19 protein-coding genes are annotated in these 19,427 nt (G+C 63.0%); 7 read left to right on the top strand and 12 right to left on the bottom strand.

Going from position 1 to position 19,427, the window contains the following annotated elements:
- The gene (locus KQ659_RS20995; protein ID WP_216690913.1) at positions 1–918 is read left to right on the top strand and encodes a universal stress protein; all 918 of its coding nucleotides are present in this window, start codon (positions 1–3) and stop codon (positions 916–918) included.
- 163 nt (positions 919–1,081) lie between these two features.
- Here the strand turns inward: KQ659_RS20995 and KQ659_RS20990 are convergent, their stop codons facing one another.
- The 10 genes from KQ659_RS20990 to atpD form a co-directional block, all read right to left on the bottom strand.
- On the bottom strand, positions 1,082–1,993 hold the full coding sequence (locus KQ659_RS20990; protein ID WP_216690912.1) for a F0F1 ATP synthase subunit gamma: 912 nt from the start codon (positions 1,991–1,993) through the stop codon (positions 1,082–1,084).
- Between the two features lie 252 nt (positions 1,994–2,245).
- Positions 2,246–3,790 (bottom strand): alternate F1F0 ATPase, F1 subunit alpha, encoded by a 1,545-nt coding sequence (locus tag KQ659_RS20985; RefSeq protein ID WP_216690911.1) that lies wholly within the window; start codon positions 3,788–3,790, stop codon positions 2,246–2,248.
- Positions 3,777–4,595 carry a F0F1 ATP synthase subunit delta gene (locus KQ659_RS20980; RefSeq protein ID WP_216690910.1) on the bottom strand — a complete coding sequence of 273 codons (819 nt, stop codon included), beginning with the start codon at positions 4,593–4,595 and terminating at the stop codon, positions 3,777–3,779. Before KQ659_RS20980 ends, KQ659_RS20985 begins: the two co-directional genes overlap by 14 nt.
- A 13-nt stretch (positions 4,596–4,608) precedes the next feature.
- Positions 4,609–4,878: a F0F1 ATP synthase subunit C gene (locus KQ659_RS20975; RefSeq protein WP_168674861.1), complete on the bottom strand. Its 270-nt coding sequence runs from the start codon at positions 4,876–4,878 to the stop codon at positions 4,609–4,611.
- Positions 4,879–4,893: 15 nt separating this feature from the next.
- Positions 4,894–5,589, bottom strand: coding sequence for a F0F1 ATP synthase subunit A (locus KQ659_RS20970; RefSeq protein WP_216690909.1), 696 nt, complete (start codon positions 5,587–5,589; stop codon positions 4,894–4,896).
- Entirely contained in the window at positions 5,579–5,887 is a 309-nt protein-coding gene (locus tag KQ659_RS20965) for an ATP synthase subunit I (protein ID WP_216690908.1), read from the bottom strand. Before KQ659_RS20965 ends, KQ659_RS20970 begins: the two co-directional genes overlap by 11 nt.
- Positions 5,880–6,212 (bottom strand): AtpZ/AtpI family protein, encoded by a 333-nt coding sequence (locus KQ659_RS20960; protein ID WP_216690907.1) that lies wholly within the window; start codon positions 6,210–6,212, stop codon positions 5,880–5,882. Before KQ659_RS20960 ends, KQ659_RS20965 begins: the two co-directional genes overlap by 8 nt.
- Positions 6,213–6,224: 12 nt before the next feature.
- The gene (locus KQ659_RS20955) at positions 6,225–6,614 is read right to left on the bottom strand and encodes a F0F1 ATP synthase subunit epsilon (protein ID WP_226916000.1); all 390 of its coding nucleotides are present in this window, start codon (positions 6,612–6,614) and stop codon (positions 6,225–6,227) included.
- 176 nt (positions 6,615–6,790) lie between these two features.
- Positions 6,791–7,177 (bottom strand): cupin domain-containing protein, encoded by a 387-nt coding sequence (locus tag KQ659_RS20950; protein ID WP_216690905.1) that lies wholly within the window; start codon positions 7,175–7,177, stop codon positions 6,791–6,793.
- Positions 7,178–7,290: 113 nt separating this feature from the next.
- The gene (atpD, locus tag KQ659_RS20945; protein ID WP_216690904.1) at positions 7,291–8,766 is read right to left on the bottom strand and encodes a F0F1 ATP synthase subunit beta; all 1,476 of its coding nucleotides are present in this window, start codon (positions 8,764–8,766) and stop codon (positions 7,291–7,293) included.
- A 283-nt stretch (positions 8,767–9,049) separates the two neighbouring features.
- On the opposite strand from atpD, the gene ppsA reads away from it, so the two are divergent.
- From ppsA to KQ659_RS20920, 5 genes are all read left to right on the top strand, one after another.
- Complete coding sequence (gene ppsA / locus KQ659_RS20940) at positions 9,050–11,485, top strand: phosphoenolpyruvate synthase (RefSeq protein WP_216690903.1); 2,436 nt, start codon at positions 9,050–9,052, stop codon at positions 11,483–11,485.
- Positions 11,486–11,557: 72 nt separating this feature from the next.
- Positions 11,558–12,316: an MlaE family ABC transporter permease gene (locus tag KQ659_RS20935; RefSeq protein ID WP_216690902.1), complete on the top strand. Its 759-nt coding sequence runs from the start codon at positions 11,558–11,560 to the stop codon at positions 12,314–12,316.
- An 84-nt stretch (positions 12,317–12,400) separates the two neighbouring features.
- A complete protein-coding gene (locus KQ659_RS20930) occupies positions 12,401–13,177 on the top strand; it encodes an ABC transporter ATP-binding protein (RefSeq protein WP_216690901.1) in 777 nt (258 codons plus the stop codon).
- 124 nt (positions 13,178–13,301) lie between these two features.
- Positions 13,302–14,303: an MlaD family protein gene (locus KQ659_RS20925; protein WP_216690900.1), complete on the top strand. Its 1,002-nt coding sequence runs from the start codon at positions 13,302–13,304 to the stop codon at positions 14,301–14,303.
- Between the two features lie 392 nt (positions 14,304–14,695).
- On the top strand, positions 14,696–15,241 hold the full coding sequence (locus tag KQ659_RS20920; RefSeq protein WP_226930183.1) for an LOG family protein: 546 nt from the start codon (positions 14,696–14,698) through the stop codon (positions 15,239–15,241).
- 126 nt (positions 15,242–15,367) lie between these two features.
- Here KQ659_RS20920 and KQ659_RS20915 read toward each other — a convergent pair whose 3' ends face one another.
- Positions 15,368–16,771, bottom strand: a complete 1,404-nt coding sequence (locus KQ659_RS20915) for an MBL fold metallo-hydrolase RNA specificity domain-containing protein (RefSeq protein ID WP_216690899.1) — start codon at positions 16,769–16,771, stop codon at positions 15,368–15,370.
- 289 nt (positions 16,772–17,060) lie between these two features.
- Entirely contained in the window at positions 17,061–17,402 is a 342-nt protein-coding gene (locus KQ659_RS20910) for a thioredoxin family protein (protein ID WP_216690898.1), read from the bottom strand.
- 399 nt (positions 17,403–17,801) lie between these two features.
- Here KQ659_RS20910 and KQ659_RS20905 point away from each other — a divergent pair, with 399 nt between their 5' ends.
- A complete protein-coding gene (locus tag KQ659_RS20905) occupies positions 17,802–19,421 on the top strand; it encodes a sensor histidine kinase (RefSeq protein WP_226930179.1) in 1,620 nt (539 codons plus the stop codon).
- Positions 19,422–19,427 lie beyond the last annotated feature (6 nt).

Raw genomic sequence — 19,427 nt, 5'->3', positions numbered from 1 at the left:
ATGGCCCTTTCCCTCATCGTCTTCGCCGGTTTTTATCCGCCCGCCCGCCGCGCTGTTAAATACGCCGACGTGATGGCTCAGGCCATGGTGGGCCAGTTGGTGCTGCTGCACGTCAACCGCGCCTCCCTGTTCGACCCCAACGATTTGGTGGCCCAAGGCTACCACCAGGAGGAGCTGGCGCGCCAGACCGATACGGCCGCCATTCTCTACCAACAGGCCCAAAGCCTGCAAACCACAGCCACCGTGGAAGTAGCCACCGACCTGCTGCCCGCCGTGGCCCAGGATTTGGCCAACCGCTACCAGCCGGCCCTCTTTGTCCTCAGCCAGGTGGATGAGGACCGTCCCGTCGCCGCCGACATGCTCACCTCCTGCGTGGAGATTCTGCGGGCCGGCGGCTACCCGCTGCTGGTGGTGTCGCCCACGTCCCCCACCGACCACCCGCCCCGCCGCATCCTCATTGCCGCCGACCGCGAACCATTCACGCTGACCGCGGAAGCCCAGGCCCTGCGCCCGCTGCTGGCCCAGCCCGGCGTCGAGATTATTGTGGCCCACGTTACGAGTGGGGTGGAAGACGACGAAGGCTGCGCCCTGGCGCTGCGGGCCGTGCAGGCCAGCGGCCTGGTCGAGGGGCTGCCCACGCCGGAACTACGGGGCTTTCAGCATGAGCACTACGAGCAGGGAGTGCTGGCGGCCGCCCTCGATTCACGGGCCGATTTGGTGGTGGTGCTGGCTCGTCATCGCAGCTATTTCGGCAACTTGTTTCACCGCAGCGTCACGGCCAAGCTCCTGGAAAACTGCCCGGTACCCGTGCTCGTACTGCCCGCCGCCGCCCCAGAGGTCGCTACCGAAACGTCTGCTTTGGTGGCTGCCACCGGCATTGCCAACACGGTACTTACCGGCCTCACGCCAGCTTTCTGACACGCGGTTTTTTGATAATTTGAGCAAATTTCAAGAGTCAGGTGTAGCAACGCGATACTTGCGTTCATGAATCTAAAATCTAACCCAGTGACTCAGCGGATGAACAGGCATGGCCCCGCCGCTCGGGTTTCGGCACCAGAATGACTGCACCGGGCTGCCTATCCTACTCCCGCTTCTCCTTGGCGTGGTCGGCGTTGAGGGCCTCGAAGCCGGACACGACGTCGAACAACTCCTCGTCGATGGCGCTTTGGCGCTTGTGGTGGTACTGGTGAGCCAGCTCGCCCAATAGCTCATCGATGCTTTTTTCGGCCCGCTGCATGGCTTTCAGGCGGCTGGCGTTTTCGCTGGCCAATGACTCGGCGCAGGCTCGGAACAAGGACACGAACAGAAACTCTCCGACGAGGGCCCGCAACGTGGGAAACCGCGCGCCAGCTACCTGGGGCCGCGTTTTTGTGGGCCAGTGCAGGGCCCGCAGCTCCTGTTTCCATTGCGCGTCCAGCGGCAGCAGGCGCTGATATACCGGCTCATACCCCGTGGCCTCCCGGGGCCGGTTGTGAAAGATGTAGAACGCGGTCAGGCTTCCGTTGTCGATGGCTTCCTGCGCTTTTAGCAGCATCTGCGCGACTAGCGGCGTAATGGCCGTGATGCCCGTGGGCACCAGAAAATGCGTGGTCACGGGCAGGCCCGCATCTGTTAGCAGGTGCTGCACCCGTTCGCCCACGGTCCAGAGCTGCTTACTGCCGGGCAGAGTGCCGAGCGTTTGGGCCACAAAAGCGGCGAGGGTATCGTTGAACGAGCCCACCAGCCCCTGGTCGGACCCAAAAACCAAGGCACCTATCAAGGGCTCAGCTACTTTTTGCGGCTCCTGTACCGGTGGTGTGGGGTTTCCGGCGGGCTCCGACTGAAAGTAAGCGACCAAGCCCAGCGCTACGGTTTGGTAATAGTCGCCGAGCGAGCTCACCGCCAGCTCGTACTGCCCGATGGTGGCCGCCGCCATGGCTTTCATGGTCCGCACCACGGATTTGATGTCCTTGGCACCTTCAATTTTCCGGCTCAGGCTTTCCAGGGTTTGCATTTGTTCGGGGTGTAATTTGCTCAGGGAGGAGCGCGCGCGATGAGCGGGATGAGCGGGATGAGCAAGAGGACCTAGAGCAAATTCAAGGTCCGTGTACACGATGTGGAGACGCAATATTTTGCGTCTCGTCGTTGCTGATGTTGTTATAACCGCGCAGGTTTGTGCGGTCCCGGTCGTTCAACGACGAGACGCAAAATGTTGCGTCTCTACATCGTGTACATAGACTCCGAAACCTCTCTAATAGCTTGTCAGCTAGTCGCTTTCCGCAGCGGGCTGCTCCTGAAAAGGGGCCAGCACCGTTTTGGCGCAGGCCAGCAGCGCGGCCTGGTCGTCCGGACTCAGGGGTTTTTGCGCGGTCAGGCGTTGCAGCAATTCGGCGGGTAGGGCGAGGCTGCTTTGCGTTAGCAGGGCCTCGGCTTCGGGTATTTTTTCGACGAGGATATTGTCAAAATAGCCGCTGGTGAGGGCCAGCAGCACAACCAGCTGCTCGGGCACCGACATGGGGTGCAGCTCCGGCTGCTTGAGCCAGCTTCGGATGCGCTGCCCGTGGTCGATGACGCGCTGCGTGTGCTCGTCGAGGCGTGTGCCGAAGCGGGCGTAGTTTTCCAGCTCCTCAAACTGCGAATACGCCAGCTTCAGGTTGCCGGTGGTGGTGCGGTAGGCCGGCAGCTGGGCTTTGCCGCCCACCCTGGAAACAGACTTACCCACGTCGACGGCCGGCAGAACGCCCGCTTCAAAGAGCTTGGGCGAGAGGTAAATCTGCCCGTCGGTGATGGAAATGAGGTTGGTGGGAATGTAGGCGGAGATGTTCTGCGCCTCCGTTTCGATGATGGGCAGGGCCGTGAGCGAGCCGCCGCCCAGCGCCGGGCTCAAGTGGGTGGCGCGTTCGAGCAGGCGGGAGTGGATGTAGAAAATATCGCCCGGAAACGCCTCCCGGCCCGGGGGCCGCCGCAGCAGCAGCGACAGCTCGCGGTAGGCCCGGGCGTGGTTGGTGAGGTCGTCGTACACAATCAGCACGTCGCGGCCCTGCTCCATGAAGTACTCGGCCACGCTGGTGGCCGCATACGGGGCAATGTATTTCAGGCCGGGGGCCTCGTTGCCTTCGGCCACCAACACGATGGTGTAGGCGAGGGCCTTCTTTTCGCGCAGCGTGGCAATGACCTTGGCCACCGACGCGGCCCGTTGGCCGATGGCGCAGTAAATGCACAGCACCTGCTTATCGTGCTGGTTGAGAATGGCATCGAGCGCCAAAGCCGTTTTGCCCGTCTGCCGGTCGCCCAGAATCAGCTCGCGCTGGCCCCGGCCCACGGGCAGCAGCGCATCAAGCACTTTGAGGCCGGTTTGCAGCGGCACGGTTACCGGCGCACGGTCCATGATGGCCGGCGCGGGCCGCTCGATGGGCAGGCGCTGCCGCGTAAGCAGCGGGCCGCCGCCGTCCAGCGGCTCGCCCAAGGGGTTGATTATCCGGCCAATCAGAGCGTCGCCCACAGGAATATCCATCACCCGGCCCGTGCGCTCCACTTCGTCGCCCACGCTCAGCCGCGCATCTTCCCCCAGCAAGACAACGCCGATTTCGGTTTCGTCGAGGTTGTAGGCCAGGCCATACAACCCGCCGGCAAACAGCAATAGCTCGCCGGAGCCCGCGCCCGGCAGCCCCGATACCCGCACCACTCCGGCCGACACGCTCAGCACCACCCCAATTTCGCGGGGAATCAGCGCGGGCCGGAACGCGGCGCTGCCCGCGCTCAGGGCCGCGAGCGTATCGTTCAGATGAGCAAGTAGTTCAGTGGCTGGCATGGTGGCGCGGTTCGGATTCGGGTTCGGGTTCGGGTTCGCCCGCCGGCGCACGCTGCGGAGTGGCGGCCGAAAGGTTGCTTTCGAGCTCGGCGAGGTAGTTGGGCACGCTCCAGGCCAGCTTGTAGCCGTTGGCGCTCAGCGAAATACCGCTGATGAGCTCGGGCGCGGTGGTGAAGGTGCAGGCGGCTTCGGTGCCGATGAGGGCCGTGAGGGCGGCGGCCAGCTCAGCCTGCTGCTCAGCTGATAACGCAAAGGCGCTGCGTACCTGCACGGGCCTGGCGCTGGCCTGGAAAGCATCGATAAAGCCTTGCTTTTCGGTTCCCTGCAGGTGGTGAAGTCGTTCGATGAATACGGCCAGCGCCTGCGCTTCCAGGCCGGCGGAGGCCAGGTCGGTCAGGGCTTTTTTGGTGAGGGAAAGCACGGTCTGGCGGGTCTTTTGGGCCAGGTCGTCGTGCATTTCTTCCTGTATTTGCTGGTGGGCGGTGGCCTGTTTGGCGCGTAGCGTATCGGCGTCCTGCCGGGCTTCGTCCAGCAGCTGCTGGCGCTCGGCCTGCGCTTCGGCGTGGGCCGTGGCCAGCAGGGTTTGCTTGCGCTGGTCGAAGTCGACGTTTTTCTGCTGGTACTGCTCGCGCTCGGCCTGCGCCTCGGTTTTTTGAGTGCTGGCGTCGTTCAGCTGCGCCTTTATTTTTTGCTCGCGCGCTTCGATAGCCGCCAAAACCGGCTGGTACAGAAAGCGCTTCATGAGCCACACCAGCAGCAGAAAGTTCAGCAGCTGAGCGACGACGGTGAACCAGTTGATTTCCATGGGGTCGGGAGGCTTACTGGCCAATCATGTGGTTCCAGAAGGGGTTGGCGAAAATGAGAATCATCGACAGCACGAAGCAGTAGATGGCCGTCGATTCAATCATGGCCAACCCCACAAACAGGGTGCGCGTGATGGTGGCCGAGGCATCGGGCTGCTGCGCCAGCGCGCTGAGGGCGGTGGCCACGGCCTTGCCCTCGCTCACGGCCGGAAAAATGGTGCCGATGGCGGTGGTGAAGCCGGCCATGATAATGGAAATCATGGCGATAAGGGCGGTGCTGTCCATGGGTTGATTGGTTGATTAGTTAGAAGCGGGAAGTGGTTCCGGCGGGGCAGGCTTGGCCACCGCCGCGGCGATGTACACCGTGGCCAGCACGCTGAAAATGTAGGCCTGCACCAAGCCCGTAAGCAGCCCCAGCACGTTCATGATAACGGGAAAGAACAGGGGCGAAATGCTCAGCAGAATGCCCACAATCATGCCCCCGCTCATGATGTTGCCGAACAGGCGCACGGCCAGCGCCAGCGTCCGGGTGGCATCACTGATGAGGTTGAAAGGCAGCATGATGAAGGTGGGCTGCAGGTAGGTTTTGAGGTAGGCGAGCACCCCGGTTTTCCCGATTCCAAAGAAGGGCACGGCCAGAAACACGGCCACGGCCAGGGCCGCCGTGGTGGAGAGCGAGCCGGTGGGGGGCTGGTACCAGGGCAGGACAATACCCACGTTGGCAATGGCGATAAACAAAAACAGGGTGCCAATGAAGCCGATGTACTTTTCGGGCTGGGGCAGGCCCGCTTCCGCAATTTGGGTGTTGATGCCCTGCACCACGATTTCGAGGGCGCACTGCCAGCGGGAAATCAGCAGGCCGGTTTTCAGCTTTCGGGTGATGAGGAAAGCCCCCCCCACCATCAGCAGCATGATGCCCCAGGTGGTGACCAGCGTGAGGTTAATCGTCACGAATCCGTAACGCCAGAAAACGACTTCGTCGGGGCTAAGATTCATGGGTGAGGGGTTTTGAGAACGGCCGCGCAGCGGCCGGCCGGGTGAAGTGCGCCACTAGGTAGCGGGCCGCCACGAAGCCGGCCAGGCAGGCCACCAGCCGGGACCAGCTGCCCTGGCCCACGTAGTAGAAGCCGGCCCCGGCCAGGGCCAGCCGGCCCAGCAGGCTGCCCAGCAGCCAGAGCGCCGGGTAGCGGGCCATGAGGGCGCGCCGCACCGTGAGCCACAGGCCATAGAAAAACAGAGTGCCCAGGGCCAGCCCCGCAATCAGGGCCAGCGCGAGCGGAAAGATTTCAGTCATCGGAAGGAGTTTTAGTGGTTTGCGCTGGGGGTTCGTTGCCTTCTTTCCTCACCCAGACCCAGGCGGTGAGGCAGCCCACTACCAGCCCGGCAAAGAGCAGGGTCACCGTCCAGGAAAACGTCTGCGGGTAGCGGCGGTCGAGCCACACGCCCAGCGCCGTGCCCGCCAGCACTGGCACCGCCACCGACCAGCCAATCATGCCGAACATGCCCACGCCGTACCACACGCCCTTTTTGGGGTTGTGCAGGGCGTGCAGCTTGCGCGTTTCCAGGGCACCAATGCGCTGGCTGAGCGATGCGTCCGGTTTGTCGGCGGCGGGTTTCATGGGCAGGAGGGGCTAGGACTGTTGCAGTGTTTCGAGCCGGGTGAGCAGGCCGGTTTCTATTTTCCGCAGGGTGGTGCGGGCCGCCTGCTCCTCGGCATCGTGGCGGCGAAAGTCCTGCTCCACTAATTCGCGGAGCTGGCCGAGGCCGACCCCGCCGATGGCGTTGCGCACCGACACCGACACGTCGGGCCCGGCTTTGAGCAGCACGCCTTCGTCCACGGCCAGGTAATGCACGCGGCCATCGGCGGTTTCGTAGGTGAAAATGCCGGGCACCAGGGCCGCCACGCAATCGAGCCGCCGGGGCAGCAGGCCATACGCACCGGCGCTGGTTTCGAGCACGATACGGCTTATCTGGCCGATGTCGAGGAACACGCGAAACGGCAGCAGCACTTTGAGGTTCATGGTCGACATGTGGGGTGAGACCTGAATAGAGATGAGAGAGAAAATCAGCCCGTCAGGCTGAGCGAGTGGGCGTAGTTCATCGCTCGCGTCGTGCAGCCCGGCCGCCCCCGCCACACTGCCCCATTCAGCAAATAAGTCGTTGGCAGCAAGCTGTTCGTGGGCTGCAAATGCCGTACCTAGCCTTTGGTCTTTTCAATCATGTGATTGATTACCAGCGTATGCTCATGCTGGGGACTAAACATAATCATCTCCGCATCTGCATTGACTTTTACATTATGCCCTGGAGGCCAATAAAAAAGGTCATTCGCATTTACAGTCTCTTCGGTGCCATTAGCGTCCGTTGCGGTCACCTGACCGCTCAGCAGATATCCCCAGTGTGGACACTGACATAAATCTCCTTCGAGCCCCACAAACAAAGGGGTAGTATCAACGCCTTCGGCAAGGCTGAAATACTCTGCGCTTATCATACCCAATCCGGCAGCATTACCGAATTCGGTTTTTTGACGAAGAACCGCTCCAGGAATATCCATTTTGACTTCGATGTCACCTTTTGAAATTTTCATGATTTCGGGTTTTTAAGTTTATGGTATTGAGTCTGTTTTGACAGTCGCCAGCCAGTTATGATGGGGTTATCTGAGCATGACTATCCGGCGATGCCCCGGCCACTGGGCTGCACTCACTCCTGGGCAGGGTGGCGGGCCTCGGCATGGCCCGCATCCTGGGGCTGCGCCTTCTCCTTTTTCCCAGCCTTCTGCCGGGCCTCCTCAATCGTCCCAATCATGTAAAAGGCACTCTCGGGCAGGTCGTTGAATTCGCCGGCCAGAATCCGCTCGCAGCCGCTGAGGGCGTCCTCCAGCCCAACGTCTTTGCCCGGCAGGCCGCTGAACTGCTCGGTGGTGAAAAACGGCTGGGTGAGAAACCGCTCCAGCCGCCGGGCCCGGCCCACCAGGTTGCGGTCAGCGGTGGAGAGCTGCTCCAGCCCTAGCATGGCGATAATGTCCTGCAGCTCTTCGTATTGGGCCAGTACCCGCTTTATTTCCTGGGCCACCGCGTAGTGTCGCGGCCCGATGATGTCGGCGGTGGCCATTTTGGAATTGGACTGCAGCAGGTCGATGGCCGGAAACAGGCCCTCGCTCGCTCTTTTGCGCGACAGCACGATGGTAGCCGACAGGTGCGAAAACGCGTGCACGGCGGCCGGGTCCGTCAGGTCGTCGGCCGGCACGTACACGGCCTGAATGGAGGTAATGGCCCCGGCCTCGGTGTTGGCAATGCGCTCTTCGAGCTTGGCCAGCTCCGTGGCCAGCGTGGGCTGGTAGCCTAGGCGCGAGGGCATCATGCCCAGCAGCCCCGATACTTCCATGCCCGCCTGGATGAAGCGGAAGATGTTGTCAATCAGCAATAATACGTCGCGCTGCTCATCGTCGCGGAAGTATTCGGCCATGGTCAGGGCCGCGTGGCCTACCCGGAAGCGCGCGCCGGGCGGCTCGTTCATCTGGCCAAACAGCATGACCATATTTTGCAGCACCCCGGCCTCCTTCATTTCGTGGTACAGCTCGAGGCCTTCGCGGCACCGCTCGCCAATGCCGCAAAACAGGCTGACCCCGTTCGTGTGGCCGGCCATGTTGTGGATTATCTCCGTGAGCAGCACCGTTTTGCCCACCCCCGCGCCGCCGAACAGCCCGGCCTTGCCGCCCCGTTCCAGCGGAATCAGCACATCGATGGCCTTGATGCCGGTGCGGAAGATTTCGGACTTGGTGGAACGGTGCAGCAAAGGCGGGGGCAGCCGGTGAATGGCGCGCTGCGCAAGCCCGGCCAGGGGTGGCCCGTGGTCGATGGTATTGCCAAACACATCGAACATCCGGCCGAGGATTTCATTGCCTACGGGCACCTCAAGCTGCTTTCCTTCAGTATCTATCCGCAGGCCGCGGGTGAGGCCCTGGGTGGGATTCAGGGCAATGCCGCGCACCCGGTGCTCATCGAGCTGCGTTAATACTTCGATGACGACCTGCTGTCCGGCCCCGGCATACAGGACGGAGTAGATGGCGGGCAGGTCGTGGTCGAACCACACGTCTACCACACTTCCCCGCACGGAGATGATGCGGCCCGCGGGGCGGGGAGCTGCTGCTGCCGGTATATGCGTTTGATGGTTCATGGGCATTCACGATTGGGACGCGCAAAGGCGACTGCGCCCGGCCACTTGCTACACGAGGTGGCCGGGGGCAGCGCAGTTTTCTGGCTGAGGCATGCGCGTTGCGACACTGCTGGCTACTAATGCCATAGCCCCGCACAAGATTACGGCTGCCCCAGCCGCGTCCCCTTGACGAAAGTCATGGCCGGGGCCTGACATTGGGCATTCCCGTTGCCGGGGGCGCGCCGGTCCTTTGCCCTACGCCGCCAGTCACGCCGCCGACCTCACCCCTATTCAGCCCTGTACCATGGCACACGCAGCTTTCACGCTCTTTTTCCGGGAATTGACCAACGATAAAGTGGCCCAGGTGGGCGGCAAAAATGCCTCTTTGGGGGAGATGTTCAACAAGCTCAGCGACCAGGGCATCCGGGTGCCCGATGGCTTTGCCACCACGGCCGCCGCCTACTGGCTGCTGCTGGACGAAAACGGCCTGCGGGCGCCCCTCACCGAGCTGCTGGAAACCCTGGACACCAACGACTTCAGCAACCTGCCCGACGTGGGGGCCCGGGCCCGCTCGCTGGTGCACGGGGCCGTTATGCCCATGGCTGTAGCCGCCGCCATCCGGGCAGCATACCGCGAGCTGACTGCCCAGCACCCCGACCGCGCGGAAGTAGCGGTGCGCAGCAGCGCCACGGCCGAAGACCTGCCTACAGCCAGCTTTGCCGGCCAGCACGACTCGTTTCTGAACATTGAGGGCGAGCAGGGCGTGCTCGACGCCTGCCACCGCTGCTTCGAGTCGCTGTTCAACGACCGGGCCATCAAGTACCGCGTTACCAACGGGTTCGACCACATGCAGGTGGCCCTGTCGGTGGGCGTGCAGACCATGGTGCATTCGGATTTGGCTTCCGCCGGCGTGGCCTTCACCATTGAGCCCGAAACAGGGCATGAGCACTTCATCTACCTCACCGGCAGCTGGGGGCTGGGCGAAAACGTGGTGCAGGGCGCGGTGAATCCCGACGAGTTTTACCTCTTCAAGCCCTCGCTGCGCGACGGCCACCGTGCGCTGGTGACCAAAAAGCTGGGCGACAAGGCCAAGACCATGCGCTACGCCGAACCCCCGGGCGATGCCCACGGCCAGCGGGCAGATACCATCGTGAATACCGACACGCCGGCCGCCCAGCGCGAAGTATTCGTGCTCACCGATGCCGAGGTCGAGCAGCTGGGCCGCTGGTGCCTCGTGATTGAGGAGCACTACGGCATGCCCATGGACATTGAGTGGGCCAAAGACGGGCTCAACAACCAGCTCTACATTGTGCAGGCCCGCCCCGAAACCATCAGCCAGAACCGCCAGGCCCTGCGCCTGCACGAGTACCACCGCACCGAAACCGGCCCGGTGCTGGCCACCGGCAAGGCCGTGGGCAGCCAGATTGTGTCGGGCGTGGCCCGCATCATCGACTCGCCGGCCGATGGCCACCGCCTGCAGCCGGGCGAAATCCTGGTCACCGACATCACCAGCCCCGACTGGAACGCCGTGCTCCAGAACGCGGCCGTCATCGTGACTAACCGGGGCGGGCGCACCAGCCACGCGGCCATTGTGGCCCGCGAGCTGGGGCTGTCGGCCGTGGTGGGTACGTTGAATGCTACGACTAAGATTAAAGACGGGCAGGTGATAACCGTTTCCTGCGCCGAGGGCGACGAAGGCCAGGTGTTCGACGGCCAGCTGGCCTGGACCGAAACCGACCTCGACCTGGCCCAGGTGGTCCGGCCCGCCACCAAGGCCCTGCTCATCCTCGCCGACCCCGACCGCGCCCTGCAGCTGGCCCGCTACCCCAGCCAGGGCGTGGGTTTGATGCGCATGGAATTCGTCATCAACAATACCATTCGCGTGCACCCCATGGCGCTGGTTGAGTTCGATAAGCTGACCGACGAGGCGGCCCGCGCCGAGATTGAGCAGCTCACCGCCCATTATCCCAGCAAGCCCGAGTACTTCGTGGAGAAGCTCGCCCAGGCCATTGGCTTCGTGGCGGCCACGTTTTTTCCGCGCGAAGTCATTGTGCGGATGAGCGACTTCAAAACCAACGAATACGCCGACCTGCTGGGCGGCCGGCAGTTTGAGCCCCACGAGGAAAACCCCATGCTGGGCTTTCGCGGGGCCTCGCGCTACTACAGCCCACAGTACCGCGAGGGGTTCCGGCTGGAATGCGCGGCCCTGCGCCGGGTGCGCCACGACATGGGCCTGACCAACGTGAAAGCCATGGTGCCCTTCTGCCGCACCGTGGCCGAGGGCCGGCAGGTGGTGGCCCTGATGGAAGCGTTTGGCCTGAAGCAGGGCGAGGAAGGGCTGGAAATATACGTAATGGCCGAAATCCCGAGCAACGTCATCCTGGCCAAAGAATTCGCTGAAGTATTCGACGGCTTTTCCATCGGCTCCAACGACCTGACCCAGCTGGCGCTCGGCATCGACCGGGACTCGGCCATTATCAGCCATTTGTTTGATGAGCGCAACGAGGCCGTGACGCAGCTCATGGCGCAGGTCATCGGCGCGGCCCGGGCCAGCGGCCGGCCTATTGGCCTCTGCGGCCAGGCCCCGAGCGACTACCCCGAGTTTGCTCGCTTCCTGGTCGAGCAGGGCATCAACAGCATCTCCTTCGCCCCCGACGCGCTGCTGCAAGGCCTAGCCAACATGGTGGCGGCCGAAGCGGCCGGGCCCGCTGCGCCAACTGCGCAGGCAGCAGTCGGCTAGCGGCTGCTTACCAGCCCATTAATAAGCCTGATTCGCATCGCTCCTTAACCCACCTTTTGAAACTCCTGCCCCGTGTTCAAAAGCCCTTTCCTTGCCGAAACCGGTGCCATCGCGCAGTTTACCGGGCGGTTTTTCCGCGAGGGATTCCGACCGCGCTACGAAGTGCGGGAGTTTCTGTACCAGTGCTTCGTGGTGGGCTACCAGTCGCTACCGATGGTGAGCATTACGGGCTTCATCATGGGCCTCGTGCTCACGCTGCAAAGCCGGCCCACTATGGCCAAGTTCGGGGCCGAGTCCTGGATTCCGACCATGGTCGGGCTGACCATTATCCGGGAGATGGGGCCGATTATCACGGCGCTGATTTTTGCGGGTAAAATCGGCTCCAGCATCGGGGCCGAGCTGGGCTCAATGCGCGTGACGGAGCAGATTGACGCCATGGAAGTATCGGGCACCAATCCGTTTAAGTACCTGGTGGTGACGCGGGTGCTGGCTACCACGCTCATGCTGCCCCTGCTCACGGTGCTGGCCGATGCCATTGGCCTCTACGCCTCCTACGTGGGCATCAACACCAGAGGCATGACGACGCTGGCACTCTTCATCAATACCGTGCTCGCCGGCCTGACCTTCGCCGACGTGCTGCCGGCCTTCTTCAAAACCTTCTTCTTCGGCTTTGCCGTGGGCCTGGTGGGCTGCTACAAGGGCTACTACGCCGCCAAAGGCACGGCCGGGGTGGGCGTGGCCGCCAACTCGGCCGTAGTGATATCCTCGCTGCTCATCTTCATCATCGACCTGCTGGCCGTGCAGATTACTGAGCTGCTGAGCTTTAATTAGAAAACATCATGCGGAGCGAAGTCGAAGCATGACGGTTCTTTTATTCTGCTCTTGAACTACTTACCATCCGCGCCAACCAACCCCATGAAATCCCTCACCGAATCGGCATTGACCCCTGCCCCGGCCGGCCCCGCCGAGGTGGTGCTCACGCTGGAGCACATCACCAAATCGTTTGGCGACAACCATGTATTGCAGGACTTTTCGCTGGACCTGCACCGGGGCGAAAACGTGGTGGTGCTGGGCAAGTCGGGCTCGGGCAAGTCGGTGCTCGTCAAGTGCATCATCGGGCTGATGCTACCCGATGCCGGCCGCATCACGGTGCTGGGGCAGGACATCAGCACCCTCGACCACGAGGCCATGGACCAGCTGCGGGCCAAGCTGGGCTTCCTTTTCCAGAGCAACGCCCTCTACGACTCGATGACGGTGCGCGAGAACCTGCTGTTTCCGTTGCGCCGGCAGTGGCTGGACGACCGCCGGGGCGAGGAAAAGGAATTGGTGCGGCAGGCCCTGGAAGACGTAGGCCTCGCCGACACCGCCGAGAAGATGCCGGCCGAGCTGTCGGGTGGGCAGCGCAAGCGCATCGCGCTGGCCCGCACCCTTATTCTGCAGCCCGAAATCATTCTCTATGACGAGCCCACCACCGGCCTCGACCCCATCACGGCGCGCGAAATCAGTGCCCTCATCCGGCAGGTGCAGCAGAAATACCAGACGGCGGCCTTCATCATCTCCCATGATATGGACAGCGTGCGCCTCGTGGCCGACCGGGTGGCCATGCTGGCCGACGGCCGCTGCTACGCCCAGGGCACCTACCAGGAGCTGGCCAAGCACGAAGACCCGCGGGTTAACGAGTTTTTTATCTGATGGCGAGCTGACTTCGACCAGATAAGAACGGTCATGCTGAGCTTGTCGAAGCAACGCTCAGCATGACGGCTTTCCCCTCCCAATCCAACGCATTCTTCCACTTAACCACTTTAATCCCATCATCATGCCCGACTCTTCCACCAGCAAGCAAGTGCGCCTCGGCCTGTTCGTCGTGGTGGGGGTGGGGTGCCTGCTTGCCGTGCTCTACCTGCTGGGCCGCCAGCAAAACCTGTTTCAGAGCAGCCTGCCGGTGCAGGCCGATTTTCGCAACGTGGCCGGCCTGCTGCCCGGCAACAACGTGCGGCTGGGCGGCATCACGGTGGGTACCGTGGAGGATATCAATATTATAAACGACACCACGGTGCGCGTGAACATGAGCCTGAACAAGGACGTGCAGCCCTTCGTGCGGCGCAACACGGTGGCCAGCATCGGCACCGACGGACTGGTGGGCAACACCATTATCAACCTCACGGCCGCTCCCGGCCCGGCCCCGGCCGTGCAGGCCGACGACCGGCTGCCTACGCAGGAAAAAACCAGCATCGACGCCATGCTGGCCACGCTCGACGTGTCTAACCAAAACCTGGTCGGCATCACCACCGGCCTGCGCCAGGTCACGAATAAGCTCAACGACAGTAAGGCGCTGTGGGAGCTGCTGAGCAACGAGCAGCTGCCGGCTGATGTGAGCCAGAGCGTGCGTAACGCGGCCGCCGCTTCGGCCCAACTCAACGCCGCCGCCACCGATGTGCACCAACTTACCAGCGGGGTGCGCCAGGGCCAGGGGCCCCTGGGCTACCTGCTCACCGACAAGGCGTTTGCTGGCCAGATTGGGCACGCCGCCCGGCAACTGGCCGGCACTTCCGATACGCTGGCCGCCACCCTCAGCGGCCTGCAGCGCCAGGTACAGCACGGTGGCGGCCTGCTGCAGGTGCTGCTCACCGACACCGCCGCCGCCCGGCACCTGCGCCAGACCATGGGCAACGCGGCCCAAAGCACCGTTAAGCTCAACCAGAGCATGACGGCCCTGCAGCACAACTTCCTGCTCCGCGGCTACTTCCGCCGCAAAGCGGCCTGCGAAAAGGCCCGCCGGGAACGCCTGGCCCGCGACAGCGCCCGCCTTGCTCATTAGAGCAAATTCAAGGTCCGTGTACACGATGTAGAGACGCAATATTTTACGTCTCGTCGTTGCTGATGTTATTAGTGTTGCGCAGTCAGGTATTCCGGGCGGCGCAGTTCCGGTCGTTCAACGACGAGACGCAAAATATTGCGTCTCTACATCGTGTACATAGACTCCGAAACCTCTCTAACAGAACATTCCTGTGCCCGGACACCATGACAACCCTGCCGGCTTCGGAGGCAACGCGGGCTTTTCAACCCTTCCCCCGGCCCACGGCGCCCCCCCACCCCAAGCCAGCGGGCCGAGCGGCGCTTTATGGCCGGGCCGGGCACCCGCCGGGGGGGAGCTGCGCTTTTTGTGGACGGTGCTGCGCGAGTTTCTGCGCGGGTTTCGGATGCTGCACTTTGTGGGGCCGTGCGTGCCGGTATTCGGCTCGGCTCACCGAAGACTCGCCGTTTTATGCCCTGGCCCGGCAGCTGGGCGCGGGCCTGAGCCGGCAGGGCTTCACGGTGCTCACCGGCGGCGGGCCGGGAATTATGGAGGCCGCCAACCGCGGGGCCCACGACGTGGGCGGGCTTTCGGTGGGCTGCAACATCGTGCTGCCGAAGGAGCAGCATCCCAACCCGTACCTGGACCACTGGCTGGCCTGCCGGCATTTTTGCGTGCGCAAGGTGCTGCTGGTCAAATACTCCTATGCCTTCGTGATTATGCCCGGCGGCATTGGCACGCTCGACGAGCTGTTTGAGGCCCTCACGCTCATCCAGACCCGAAAAATCCACAATTTCCCGATGGTAGTGGTCGGCCGCGACTATTGGCAGTCGTTGCGCGAGCTGCTCACCTACCTGGAGGCGCAGGGCATAGTAGCACCGGCCGATTTGCGGCTGCTCACCTACACCGATTCGGTGGAGGAAGCCCTGGCCCACATCGAGCAGTACGCCGTGGTTAAGTAGCAGCTGGCGGCCCGGCGGCGGCCCCGGCGCTGGTGGTGGCTGGGCGAATAAGGCGTTTTCCCGAGAAGCTATTTGAGTTGATAAAACGCTCATGCTGAACGGCTGGCGAATTGCTGAACAGTCTGATTAAATACCTTCGAACAGCACTTTCCGGTCCAGGTAGTCGGGCACTTCCACGTTGGGCCAGCCGTGGGCTTCGCGCAGGGTTTGGGCCAGGGCCTCGGCGGGCACAGGCTCGCCGTGCACGATGAACGTGCGCTTGGGCGGGGCCTGGAACTGGCCGAGCCAGCGCAGCAGCTCCGAGCGGTCGGCGTGGGCCGAGAAGCCCTGGAGCTGCTTCACCTGGCAGCGCACGGGCACCATTTCACCGAACATTTTGATTTCCGTTTCGCCGTTTTGCAGGCGGCGGCCCCGGGTGCCCTCGGCCTGGTAGCCCACGAGCAGCAGCGTATCCTGGGGCCGGGGCAGGCGGTTGAACAGGTGGTGAATAATGCGCCCGCCAGTAAGCATGCCGCTGGAGGAAACGATGATAGCCGGCCCGGTTTTCGCGTTCAGCCCCTTCGACTCGCGGGCTTCGGTAACAAAGCGCACGCCCGGAAAGTCGAACACGTTGCCGTGCCCGAGGCGATGGGCGGCCGGGTGGCGCGGGTACAGGTCCGACACCCGGATGCCCATCGGGCTGTCCACGTACACGGGCACTTGGGGCAGGCGGCCTTCGGCAATAAGCTTTTTGAGGTAGTAGAGCAGCGTTTGGGTGCGGCCCACGGCGAAGGCGGCAATGAGCAGTACGCCGCCCCGGGCCAAGGCCTCAGTCACCACCTGCACCAGCTCGGCCTCGGGGTCTTCGATGCGGGCGTCGCGGTCGCCGTAGGTAGATTCCACCAGCAGCACATCGGCGCTGGCAATGGACGTGGGGTCGAAGAGCACCGGGTTGTCGTAGCGGCCCAGGTCGCCGGAAAACACCAGCTTCTTACGCTGCTGCGCGCCCTGCACTTCCAGCTCCACAATGGCCGAGCCGAGGATGTGGCCGGCATCGCGGAAGGTGAGCGTGAGCAGGCCGCCGAGCAGGGCCACTGGGGCATCGTAGGCCACGGTTTCCACCAGCGGCAGCATGTGCTCCACGTCGGTCTGGGTATAGAGCGGCTCGGCGGGGTGGTGCTTGGAATAGCCTTTTTTATTGGCGTACGCGGCTTCTTCTTCCTGGAGCTTGGCCGAATCGAGAAGCATGATGCTGAGCAGGTCGGCGGTGGCCTCGGTGCACAGAATACGGCCCCGAAAGCCGTCGCGCACCAGCTTGGGCAGGTAGCCGCTGTGGTCGATGTGGGCGTGCGTGAGGATGACCAGCTCCACGTCGGCCGGCGTCAGTGGCAGGGGCTCGCGGTTGCGCAGGCGCAGCTCTTTAAGCCCCTGAAACAGGCCGCAGTCCACCATCAGCTGGTGCGGCCGGGTGGCGCGGTCGTCGAGCGTGACCAGGTATTTGGAGCCGGTGACGCAGTGCGCGGCCCCCAGAAATTGTAGGGTAACATCCATAAAATTAACAGAAGAGCCGGCCCGAATAAAGCCCGACACAAGAGTACCGAAATCCCCGCCCCGCCGCCTTGACGAAAGTCACCCCGAGGGCCTGACCTTGGACAGGAAAGTGGCGGCCGCCTAGCCTTGTACTCCGCGAACCGGACTAACCGAGCGGGGTGTAGCTGCTGGTTTCTCGGTACGGGTTGGTTCTCGTTTTATAAAAGCAGCTCACAGGCGTTAAACCAGAAGCCAGCAACGAGAAACCGTAACCAAAGCCCCAGCCGCACCAGTCACTGCGCGACATCAGCTACCCCCCGGCCTCGGCCAGCTTACTTAGCAGCAAGGCGGCCATGGGGGCACCTTCGGGCAGACCCTGCTGCCGCCACAGCTCCGCGCCGTCGCGCAGCAGTACGAAGGCGGGCACGCCCCGGCCATCGAAGGCGTGTACCACGGCGGGATGGCTGCCCTCATCCACTTTCAGCACGTGAATAGCGGTACCGAGCTGGAGTTGCAAGCCTTTCAGCAGCTGATTGGTGGTGGTGCGGGCGAGGGGACTTTCCTGCCGGTTGCCGGGGCCCACGGTGGGCAGCAGCACGAGCAACATGGCCGCGTGGGCGGGCAACAACGGAACAATAGCAGAAGAAAACATGGGCCGAGGAAAAGTAAGCTGCACCTTAGTGCTACAGGATAACTGATGTTACGCAGCCGGGTCGTTCTACTGTTCGCCTCACCCCCTAGCCCCCTCTCCGAAAAAGAGAGGGGGACTACTACTAGTCCTATAATCTGATATAAATCACTGATTTTTAGATTTATAAATCAGAAATAGTTCCCCCTCTCCTTTTCGGAGAGGGGGCTAGGGGGTGATGCGAACGTGAGGAGCGAAGCTTGCTGCATAAAATCAGAGGGTAAGTAGCCGCAAAATTACCCGAGGATTCCGCTGGGCCGTATGATGGATATCAGGGAGCTGGGGTGACGTTTGTCAAGCCCGGTAGCATAAGCCCGCGCGTACCTGCCGCCCCCGGGCCTCCGCGCGGCTCATTTTGTAATTATGCCCATGCTTCCAGGTGCCTACACGGACGTGGTGGCCGAGTTACTATATACCCATTCTGAGGAGATGGCCGGCATTTACGACCTGGACCTGCGCTGGTTCACGCACGTAAACCCGGCCGGCGTACACCTGCTCGGCTATCCTTCGGAGGAAGCCCTGCTCGCCGACCCCAACCACTCGCTGCGCACGCCGCCCTGGACGCCAGAGCAGTGGCTGCGCCTGTGCGAAATTACCCGCCGCGAGGGCCACCACGAGCTCGAAGCCGACATTCGCCGCCATATCGGCGAGCCATTTCGGGCCTATGTCAAGCTGACGTATTTTGAGCTCAACGGCCGGGCCCTGTTTCTGGTCAACCTCACCGAGCACAGCCGGCTGCAACAGGCCGAGCGCGCCCTGGCCCACAGCGTGCGCCGCTTCGAGGCCGTGTTTACCAACGCCACGCTGGGCATCATCGTCTGCGACCAGCCGGGTCGCATGGTGTCGGTGAATGCGCGGGCCGGGCAGCTGTTCGGCTACTGCCCGACCGAGCTGCTGGGCCAGCAAATTGAAGTGCTGGTGCCCGATGCCGCCGGCCAGCACCACGCGCAGCTGCGCGCCTCCTACAACGCCGACCCGCAGGTGCGTAACATGGGCCACAACCGCCCGCTGGCCGGCCAGCGCCGCGACGGCTCCACTTTTCCCGTCGAGGCTAGCCTGAGCTACTTTTACCTCGACGAGGAGCTTTACGTGGTCGCCTACATCCTGGACCTCACCGCCAAGCAGGCCACCGAGCAGGAGCTGCACACCCAGCACCAGCGCGTGGCCCGCCTCAACGCCGAGCTGGAGCAAAAGGTCATCAACCGCACCAACGCCCTGATGCTCACGCTGGAGCAGCTAGAGAAGCGCGGCGACGAGCTGGCCCTGGCCCTGCAGGCCGAGCAGGAGCTAGGCGAGCTGAAATCGCGCTTCGTGAGCATGGCCTCGCACGAGTTCCGCACGCCCCTCACCGCCGTGCTCACCTCCGCCGATTTGATTGCCGAGTTTCCCGGCGGCCACCAGCAGGCCCAGCGCCTAAAGTACGTGGCCCACATCCGCACCTCGGTGCAGCACCTGAACACCATTCTGGAGGAATTCCTGTCGGTGGGCCGCATCGAGGAAGGCAAAATTGAGGCCCACCCCGGCAACCTGAACCTGACCAGCCTGGTGCACGACACGGTGGCCGACGTGCAAAGCCTGCTCAAAGCCGGCCAGGTCATCGACTGGCAGGTCGTGTGCCCCGTCCCGGTGTGGCTGGATGCGTCGCTGTTGCGCAAAATCCTGATGAATCTGCTCTCCAATTCCCTCAAGTACTCGGGCCAAAACTCGGTTATTACGGTGCGGGCCGGCTGCCAGCCCAAGCAGCTCACGATAACCGTGCAGGACCAGGGCGTGGGCATTTCGCAGGAAGACCAGGCGCACCTGTTCGAGCAGTTTTTTCGGGCTCCCAGCGTCGTCAGCGAGCCCGGCACCGGCCTGGGCCTCTACATCATCGCCAAATACGTGGAGCTGATGGGTGGCACCATCGACCTGCACAGCATCCTCGGCGAGGGCACGTTGGTCACCATCAGGCTGCCCCTCTCCACGCCCGATTATGGGCGGTGAGGCCAC

The sequence above is a fragment of the Hymenobacter siberiensis genome (genome assembly GCF_018967865.2).
In the GTDB taxonomy this organism is placed as follows: Bacteria; Bacteroidota; Bacteroidia; order Cytophagales; family Hymenobacteraceae; genus Hymenobacter; species Hymenobacter siberiensis.
This window is presented reverse-complemented; position numbering and strand designations above follow the sequence as displayed.

What these genes read in the sequence shown, in the direction of transcription:
- KQ659_RS20995 (WP_216690913.1), top strand. Translation starts at nt 1, where the DNA reads ATGGCCCTTTCCCTCATCGTCTTCGCCGGTTTTTATCCGCCCGCCCGC.
- KQ659_RS20990 (WP_216690912.1), bottom strand. Translation starts at nt 1,993, where the DNA reads ATGCAAACCCTGGAAAGCCTGAGCCGGAAAATTGAAGGTGCCAAGGAC.
- KQ659_RS20985 (WP_216690911.1), bottom strand. Translation starts at nt 3,790, where the DNA reads ATGCCAGCCACTGAACTACTTGCTCATCTGAACGATACGCTCGCGGCC.
- KQ659_RS20980 (WP_216690910.1), bottom strand. Translation starts at nt 4,595, where the DNA reads ATGGAAATCAACTGGTTCACCGTCGTCGCTCAGCTGCTGAACTTTCTG.
- KQ659_RS20975 (WP_168674861.1), bottom strand. Translation starts at nt 4,878, where the DNA reads ATGGACAGCACCGCCCTTATCGCCATGATTTCCATTATCATGGCCGGC.
- KQ659_RS20970 (WP_216690909.1), bottom strand. Translation starts at nt 5,589, where the DNA reads ATGAATCTTAGCCCCGACGAAGTCGTTTTCTGGCGTTACGGATTCGTG.
- KQ659_RS20965 (WP_216690908.1), bottom strand. Translation starts at nt 5,887, where the DNA reads ATGACTGAAATCTTTCCGCTCGCGCTGGCCCTGATTGCGGGGCTGGCC.
- KQ659_RS20960 (WP_216690907.1), bottom strand. Translation starts at nt 6,212, where the DNA reads ATGAAACCCGCCGCCGACAAACCGGACGCATCGCTCAGCCAGCGCATT.
- KQ659_RS20955 (WP_226916000.1), bottom strand. Translation starts at nt 6,614, where the DNA reads ATGAACCTCAAAGTGCTGCTGCCGTTTCGCGTGTTCCTCGACATCGGC.
- KQ659_RS20950 (WP_216690905.1), bottom strand. Translation starts at nt 7,177, where the DNA reads ATGAAAATTTCAAAAGGTGACATCGAAGTCAAAATGGATATTCCTGGA.
- atpD (WP_216690904.1), bottom strand. Translation starts at nt 8,766, where the DNA reads ATGAACCATCAAACGCATATACCGGCAGCAGCAGCTCCCCGCCCCGCG.
- ppsA (WP_216690903.1), top strand. Translation starts at nt 9,050, where the DNA reads ATGGCACACGCAGCTTTCACGCTCTTTTTCCGGGAATTGACCAACGAT.
- KQ659_RS20930 (WP_216690901.1), top strand. Translation starts at nt 12,401, where the DNA reads ATGAAATCCCTCACCGAATCGGCATTGACCCCTGCCCCGGCCGGCCCC.
- KQ659_RS20925 (WP_216690900.1), top strand. Translation starts at nt 13,302, where the DNA reads ATGCCCGACTCTTCCACCAGCAAGCAAGTGCGCCTCGGCCTGTTCGTC.
- KQ659_RS20915 (WP_216690899.1), bottom strand. Translation starts at nt 16,771, where the DNA reads ATGGATGTTACCCTACAATTTCTGGGGGCCGCGCACTGCGTCACCGGC.
- KQ659_RS20910 (WP_216690898.1), bottom strand. Translation starts at nt 17,402, where the DNA reads ATGTTTTCTTCTGCTATTGTTCCGTTGTTGCCCGCCCACGCGGCCATG.
- KQ659_RS20905 (WP_226930179.1), top strand. Translation starts at nt 17,802, where the DNA reads ATGCCCATGCTTCCAGGTGCCTACACGGACGTGGTGGCCGAGTTACTA.